The sequence below is a fragment of the Streptomyces aureocirculatus genome, assembly GCF_000720475.1.
Lineage (GTDB): Bacteria > Actinomycetota > Actinomycetes > Streptomycetales > Streptomycetaceae > Streptomyces > Streptomyces aureocirculatus.
The window spans coordinates 1-6730 of sequence record NZ_JOAP01000104.1; the positions used below are offsets into that span (position 1 = coordinate 1).

The 6730-nt window shown below is 70.0% G+C and carries 9 protein-coding genes and 1 pseudogene; 9 read left to right on the forward strand and 1 reads right to left on the reverse strand.

The genetic code is table 11. The features are described from left to right. Positions 1-445: pseudogene (locus IG78_RS0140450) on the reverse strand (IS5 family transposase); the annotation flags it as partial. A 340-nt stretch (positions 446-785) separates the two neighbouring features. On the opposite strand from IG78_RS0140450, the gene IG78_RS0140455 reads away from it, so the two are divergent. From IG78_RS0140455 to IG78_RS0140500, 9 genes are all read left to right on the forward strand, one after another. Next, positions 786-1541: a hypothetical protein gene (locus IG78_RS0140455; RefSeq protein ID WP_030574567.1), complete on the forward strand. Its 756-nt coding sequence runs from the start codon at positions 786-788 to the stop codon at positions 1539-1541. 545 nt (positions 1542-2086) lie between these two features. After that, positions 2087-2803, forward strand: coding sequence for a hypothetical protein (locus IG78_RS0140460; protein ID WP_157856063.1), 717 nt, complete (start codon positions 2087-2089; stop codon positions 2801-2803). A gap of 187 nt (positions 2804-2990) precedes the next feature. Beyond that, on the forward strand, positions 2991-3134 hold the full coding sequence (locus IG78_RS52980) for a hypothetical protein (protein WP_404827849.1): 144 nt from the start codon (positions 2991-2993) through the stop codon (positions 3132-3134). Between the two features lie 41 nt (positions 3135-3175). Further along, positions 3176-3451, forward strand: a complete 276-nt coding sequence (locus IG78_RS0140465) for a DUF6197 family protein (protein WP_030574573.1) — start codon at positions 3176-3178, stop codon at positions 3449-3451. After that, positions 3448-4164 carry a hypothetical protein gene (locus tag IG78_RS0140470; RefSeq protein WP_030574576.1) on the forward strand — a complete coding sequence of 239 codons (717 nt, stop codon included), beginning with the start codon at positions 3448-3450 and terminating at the stop codon, positions 4162-4164. Before IG78_RS0140465 ends, IG78_RS0140470 begins: the two co-directional genes overlap by 4 nt. A 122-nt stretch (positions 4165-4286) precedes the next feature. Beyond that, positions 4287-4571, forward strand: coding sequence for a hypothetical protein (locus IG78_RS0140475; protein ID WP_030574579.1), 285 nt, complete (start codon positions 4287-4289; stop codon positions 4569-4571). A 288-nt stretch (positions 4572-4859) separates the two neighbouring features. Continuing rightward, positions 4860-5375: a hypothetical protein gene (locus tag IG78_RS0140485; RefSeq protein WP_030574585.1), complete on the forward strand. Its 516-nt coding sequence runs from the start codon at positions 4860-4862 to the stop codon at positions 5373-5375. 9 nt (positions 5376-5384) lie between these two features. Next, on the forward strand, positions 5385-5738 hold the full coding sequence (locus IG78_RS0140490; RefSeq protein WP_157856064.1) for a hypothetical protein: 354 nt from the start codon (positions 5385-5387) through the stop codon (positions 5736-5738). 327 nt (positions 5739-6065) lie between these two features. Beyond that, positions 6066-6566: a hypothetical protein gene (locus IG78_RS0140500; protein WP_030574595.1), complete on the forward strand. Its 501-nt coding sequence runs from the start codon at positions 6066-6068 to the stop codon at positions 6564-6566. Positions 6567-6730 lie beyond the last annotated feature (164 nt).

Sequence of the window (6730 nt, forward strand, 5' to 3'; positions counted from 1 at the left end):
CCCGTAGCGTCCGTCACCAGGCGATGCTTGCTGCCCGCCCTGCCCCGGCCGACGGGGCTTCGTCCCGTCTTGGCTCCCCCTTCAACGCCCGGATGTGGGAGCCGTCGACGGCTGCCCGGGAGAAGTCCAGGGCGTTCGCGCCGCGGAGCTTGGCAAGGAGGACCTCGTGCAGCCGCGGCCATACACCGGCCTCGGTCCACTCCGCCAGGCGGCGCCAGCAGGTCATGCCCGATCCGAAGCCGAGCTCCTGCGGCAGGTGTTCCCAGGCGATCCCGGTATGCAGCACAAACAGGATGCCCTGGAACACCAGCCGGTTCGGATGCCGTCTGCGTCCCGGATGCCGAATCCGTCGCTCAACCCTGGGCAGCAGCGGCTCGACCACCGCCCACAACTCGTCGTCAACTTCCCACGGCTTCGGCCGAGCCACCCCACACCCCCGGATCATCAGTCCCGGAGAGATCCAACCACCTCGAAGATCATTTCGTTAGGAGTTCTTACGCGACACACTCGCCTACGGAATCCGGGCAATGTGGGTAATGATCTGTCGCTACGCAGCTGCACGCCGCGACCTTGCGCGCCCGCCGCGAACACCGCACCGGCGCCATCGCCTGAACTCTTCTGGTGGTACCGGCTCGGCTCCACCTGGGACCTGATCCCTGCATACCGCACCGCGCGCGGCCTGACCGGCCAGGGCGCCTGACACCCCAACCCCCTTACGGCGCGCACTGCACCTGGGCGGGGCGTCCACGGTCACGGAACCCGAACCAACCCGAGGAGAACCCCGCATGTCCACGTTCACCGCACGCCCCAGCCTCACCAAGACGCGCCCCGCGTACGACAGCCACACCGGCGCGATGCTCCGTGACGCACTCCAAGCACTCGGGATCGTGCACCACGTCGATAAGCCGTGGCACGGCCTGCCCACGGAGTATGTAGTGTGCAGCGTGCCGGGGCGTGCGCGGGTGCGGATTCACTGTGTGGCCGACCCGTCTGCCCGCACCCCGGAGGGGTGCCGGTTCGCCGATCACTACGACCTGCCCACGGTCGCGCTATGGGCCGTGGCCGCCACGGTCACCGACGACGAGTCAACCCGGTTCGTGTTCAACGGGTTTGGTGACGAGCGCAAGCCCAGGGCGAGCGCGGGCATGCAGGCCGGGCAGTGCGCTGCCGTCGTGGCCGACCACTTCGGGCTGACGCTGCCGGAGCCGAAGCACACCTGTCTGCACTGCGCGCGCGTTATCGAGTGGATCGAGGCCGATGGGCTGGGCGCTTGGTACGACTCGTCCAGATGGATCGGGTGCGTCAGTGGCGAGAGCCTGCACGCCCCGGAGCCGCTGTGCGGCTGGTGCGAGGACTACGGGCTTATCGAGATCTTCGACGACTCCACCGATGCCCTGAAGGGGCACACCACGTGCGACAACGCGCCGTGTGTCGCCCGGCGCATCATGCGCAGCGATCAGGCCGAGCGCGAGCGCCAGGCAGCGCAGGTGCAGGCCGCCGCACACGAGTGCACCGGCCCCCTGTGCTGCTCCCCGTTCTAACCCTCATGGCGCCCTCGACCCTGCGACGAGTGCGGGCGGGTCGGCCGGTTCGAGACCGGCCGGGGGCACTCAGCACGAACCCGACCACGGCAGCAACCCGAGAGGAACCCCCAGCATGACCACGCAGGCCCGCAGCATCGTCCGGGAGATCGTCACCCGCTCGTACCGCCGGTACACCCCGACCAACGGCCGTGCGCCGGAGGGAACCGAGTACGGCGTAGACGGCTGGCTGTTCGACCTGCCCGGCGAGACGCTCAACGGCCGCCGGTTCCCGCAGCGCACCTATGCGGCGTACCAGGTGACCAGGAGCGCGGGGTGGGTTTGGATGGTGCGCGAAGTCGGTGGCGAGCGGCGCCAGGTCGGCAGCCACAGCGCCACCCGTAAAGGGCGCTCTCGCGCTCGCGGTCGGCGCGGTTGCCCACGAGCGGGAGAAGACAGCCGCCGTGACGGCCGCGCCGGTAAGTCGCGACCAGGGCACCCGTGCACACGGCGCCGCGCGGCGTATGGCCGCCGAGGGCGGCGTGCGTTCCCAGGTGCCGGCCAGCATGGATGAGCGGTTAGAGCGGATGCGTGCGGGCCAACTCGCCGCCCTGTCGACCGTCGCGGCAATCCGGATGGCGTACCCGCTCGCCGCTGGGGGCGCCATGCTGCGGCTGATGACCGCCGAGGGTGGGACGGCGGAACGCCACATGATCCCGCTCACGGAGCGTGGCCCAGCCGGTCGGGAGAACGACCCGGCCGGGATCTACCTGGAAGCCATCACCGACGGCGCGAACACGGAAGGACTGAAGACCGCCGCTGGGTGGCACCTGATGCGGCTTGGCTTCAACTACGCGGGCGGCACAGCCTGGGCGCCGTACACCGGCAGCGCGAGCAGCGAGGCGCAGTGGAAGGAGTGGGCACCGATGCTGCCCGACGGGCACCAGTGGCCGCACACGGTGCGCGTCGCCATCACGGCGACGGCCGAACACCTCGCCTACATAGACCGCGCGTACGGTCCCGCGCCGGAACTGCCGGACCTTCCGGCCGGTGTGAGCGCGCACCCGTCCGGCCCGCGTTCCTGGCGGATCTGCTACGCCAACCGCCGGTTCTGGCAGCTCTCCTACCGGCCCCGGATGGGCGGCGACGTGTGGACCCTGTACGCCGACCCGGCCCGTACCAAGTCCCTCGCCAGGGCCGCGGGCCCCGGCGAACTCCTCGCCACCATCCCCGCACGTGACGCCGAAGCGCAGGCCCGCGCGGCGGCCCGCAAGGGCTACTGAGGCCAGAAGCGCACCAACCAGCATCATCACGGCCGTACCCGTGCCAGCGCGTGGGTCGATGACGGCACTCGGATGACTTCTGCCATCCAGGTCAAGAACCTGCGCGGCTTCACCACCCACCCCACCGAAAAGCCTTCGGGATCGTGGATCCGCTCATCCGCTATGCCTGCCCGCCCCCGGCGGCCTGATCGTCGACCCGTTCGCCGGAAGCGGTGTCGTCCGCGATGCAATCCGCCACTCCGGCCGCCGCTCCATCGCGGTTGAGGGGCGCCAGGACTACTGCGGGAGCATCGTGCGCCGGCTGTCCGCGCTGACCCTGCCCGCCGTCTGACCCGTCATCCGGATACACGAAACACCAACCCAGGAGCAGTCGTGACCGACCGCCCGACCGGCCTTGACGCCGCCCTCCGCAACGCCGCCGACCTCGGCGAAACGCAGTGGACCCCAGACCCCAACGGCCCCGGCATCTGCTCTCTTCTCGCACTGGCCGCCCCCAGCGACGGCCGCCGTCCCGACGAGACAGACTTGTGGGACGCCGTCGTCACCCACCTCGACGAAGAGCTGACCGTGACCTGGGAGCAGTGCCCCGGGCGGACCCGCGGTGACGTGGCGGCCATGCTCCGTGCCGCCGCCGCCTCGTCCGCATGACCCGTGAACCGGCCGCCGGTGGCTCGAGCACCGGCGGCCGGGCCCGCCTATCCGATCACAACCTGGAGATCACCGTGAACCAGCCCGACGAGTCGTTACCGCCGCCCTACCCGATCGATCCGTCGCTCCCGTCGAACGTCCGGTCGGGCGACGCCTTTCACGACGAGATGATGGCGAAAGCCGCCGCCGACCAGCAGCAGCGGGCCGCGAAGGATGCTGACCGCACGGGTTTGCTGCGCCGCACCGAGGCGTACCTGTCCACCCTGCACGGCTCGGTCGCCCGGCACGACAACCTCGGCGCGGACTACGGTTGCTCGGGCTGCGAACTGCGGGACGAGATCCGCACCGCACTGGCCGACGGGGAGCCGACCGCCGAGGATCTCGCCGGAGCGGACGCCCCAACCCACCTCTGCTGGGGCCGCAACCATGTCCTGTGGGGCGACGACGGCACCGTGACCGTCCTGCTGTCCGGGCTCGACCGTGAGCCGTACTGGCTGGAGTTGGACCCGGAGCGGGCTGCTGTCCTGTGCGAGGATCTCGCCGGGCCCGAGGGGGAGCCTGCCGCCGACCGGGCCTACGTGCGGGCCCGCCTGTTCGCGCTCATCGCGTCCATCCCCGGCTCCGGCACCTTCGACTGGTGCAGTCCCGCGCGTGTCCTCCTCGACGAACTGGAGCATCAGCCGACGGTGGCGGTCCTCCTGAAGCACGGGTAGGCCACGGTGCGCGCCGCCGTTCTGCGAGAGGCCGCCGACGCGGTGGCCGCCGATACGGAGATCCACATCCGGTATGGCTCTGTGACCGACTACGCGAGCGGCATGCGGTGCTGTTGCGCCGCATGGCCGACGAGGCACGGCAGGGCGAAGCGCACCCAGCCGAGCACACGTGGGCCGCTGAGTTGCGCGACCCGCTTGCTGGCGAGTGGGTGCCCGGCACCCGGTACATCGACCGCGTCATGGCCGCGAACGCCCTGGCTCACGCCAAGCGCATTGCGCCTACATGGAAGGACGGCACACCCACCGAACCCCGCCTCGTCCGCGCGACCACCACGTACACCGTCGAAACCGGGCCTGCCGTCTTGCCCGCACCGTCGCGACCCTTGGGAATGCGGAAGCTGGCCTGACCCGCGTGTACGAGGGAGCCGCCGCCGAACCTGACCACGGGCGGGCCCCGAGCATCTACGACCAGAACCGGGTCACGTCCTGGTTCGGCAGCACCGCCACCGAACCCGAGCCGGGGGAGCGGCCCCTTATCTGGGCAGACACCCGACCGTGCGGTGGGCCCCTCCTCCTCGTCTCCGATAGCGCCTGCGAGTCGCTGGGACTCGGGCCTTGACCGGGCCGGCTTCCTCGCAGGCAGCCCCAACCGGGGCGCACGCACGTTGCTTCGCGGCGCACTCGATCGGGCGCCGATGCGTGCCGACAACACCACAGCCCTCGTCGCCGATCTCACCCCCGAGGAGCCTCCGAGACACGCCGTCCCTGTCACCTTCCACCGTGTGATCATGCCCGCGCCCACCAGCGAGACCATTTCCGGCTGGCACATCGTCCCCCCGCCCGACGAAGCCTTCGACCCGGCGGCGGTGCGTCTCACTCCGGTCGGTCAAGTGCAGGCCGGGGACACGGTTATGGGTACTGTGCAGGCCCAGCACGACGGCCTACTGCAGCCGTTGGACCAGGCGCTGTGGATGTCGTACTCCTCCCGCACGTGTAAGCCGCAGACCGGCGAGGCGCGCCCGTTCGACCCTGGACACTGCGATCACTGCGCGCACGAGGCATACGTCCGCGGCGTGGGTGCCGGCTCCGGCCACTGGACGGTCGACGGCTGCACCACCTACCAGCCCGACAGCCTCGTCCTCGTCGTACCTCGCAAGCTCAGATGCCCCTTACCCACCCTTTGTCAGGCCGCGTGTACGGTCGCCGTATAGGAGAACCTGATGCGTATCTCTCGAATCGTCCGTCACACGCCCGTGAAGCACGGCGACGAGTGGACGCTGACCGTGTCCACCATCCAGGTCGGCTTCCGCGCCTATGAGACCACCATCTTCGACGACACCCCCGACAGGCGGCTCGAAGGCTGGCTGCTCGGCGGCCGTGTCATCGAGACCACCGTCGACAAGGCCAGCACCCGCGAAGAGGCCATGGAGCAGCACCGCGAGGCCCTGTACGCGGCCCGCACCGAGACGCCGAAGCCGCCCAAGGTCCGGGGCCAGCCGTGCTCCACGGTGGAGGAGCATGGCCCCGCCACTTCCCCGTCACCGACAGCGTCACCTGCCTCAGCTACGACCTGAGCTGCTTCACACGAGAAAGGGCCCAGGAGGCCGCTGACCGCCGGAATGCGCAGGACCCGTCGTGATCGCCCCTCCGCGCACCACGATCCCCTCCCGGACGCGGTCGCCGACCTGCCCGCCCACCAACTCCCGGCCCGTGTGCAGGCCGCCGTGGGCCATGGTGCGGAGGCTGCCCGCCTTTACGCGGCCTGCCGAGGCGGGCAGTACGCGGAAACCCGGCAGCGGTTGGAAGCCCGGATGGCCGCCGCGAATCGGGTGCTTGCCGCCCACACCCCCCGGCTCATCAACGGATGGCCGACCAGCCGAACCTCAACCGATAGGAACAGCATGACCACCGCCGACTGGCCGTTCGGAACCGACGCCGACCGCGACGACCCGCTGACGAAACTCCGCATCCTTGTCGTCACCAGCTTCAACCCCGACTGGAAGTACATCGCTGCCTATATCGGCGTCAACACCAGATGCTACAGCTGGGGCAGCAAGGAACGGCCCACCGACGCCGAAGCCGCCATGCTCGACTCCTACATCGACGAATACATCCACTACTTCCTCGGCGACCACGAACGGCAGCGCATGCTGAAACGCCCGCTCTATGTCGAACGCCGCGTCATCACCCGCGTCTTCAACAAGTACGCGCCCGCCGACTGGGGGTATCGCATCCTCACCTGGCAGTACGGTCCGCGGTTCTTGCCCGGCCCGCCCGGATCCGAATCCCGCCAGACCGCAGGTCCGCTGTCTCTGGAGCAGGCCATGGACCGCAACCACGACATCCACCCGAAGCGGTGGCTGGACTGGAAGGCCGCGCACCCCGAGGTATTCCCGACGTGAGCGCCCCCGACCCCGTCGGCTTCCTGGCCGCCCAGCTCGGCCCACGGCTCGCCGCCCGTCTCACGACCTCGCAGCAGCAGGCAGACGCCGCCCGCATCCTTCAGCAGCTCGCCCAGGTGGAAGGCGAGGCGACCGCCCGCGCGTGGATGGTCGGCATGAACCCA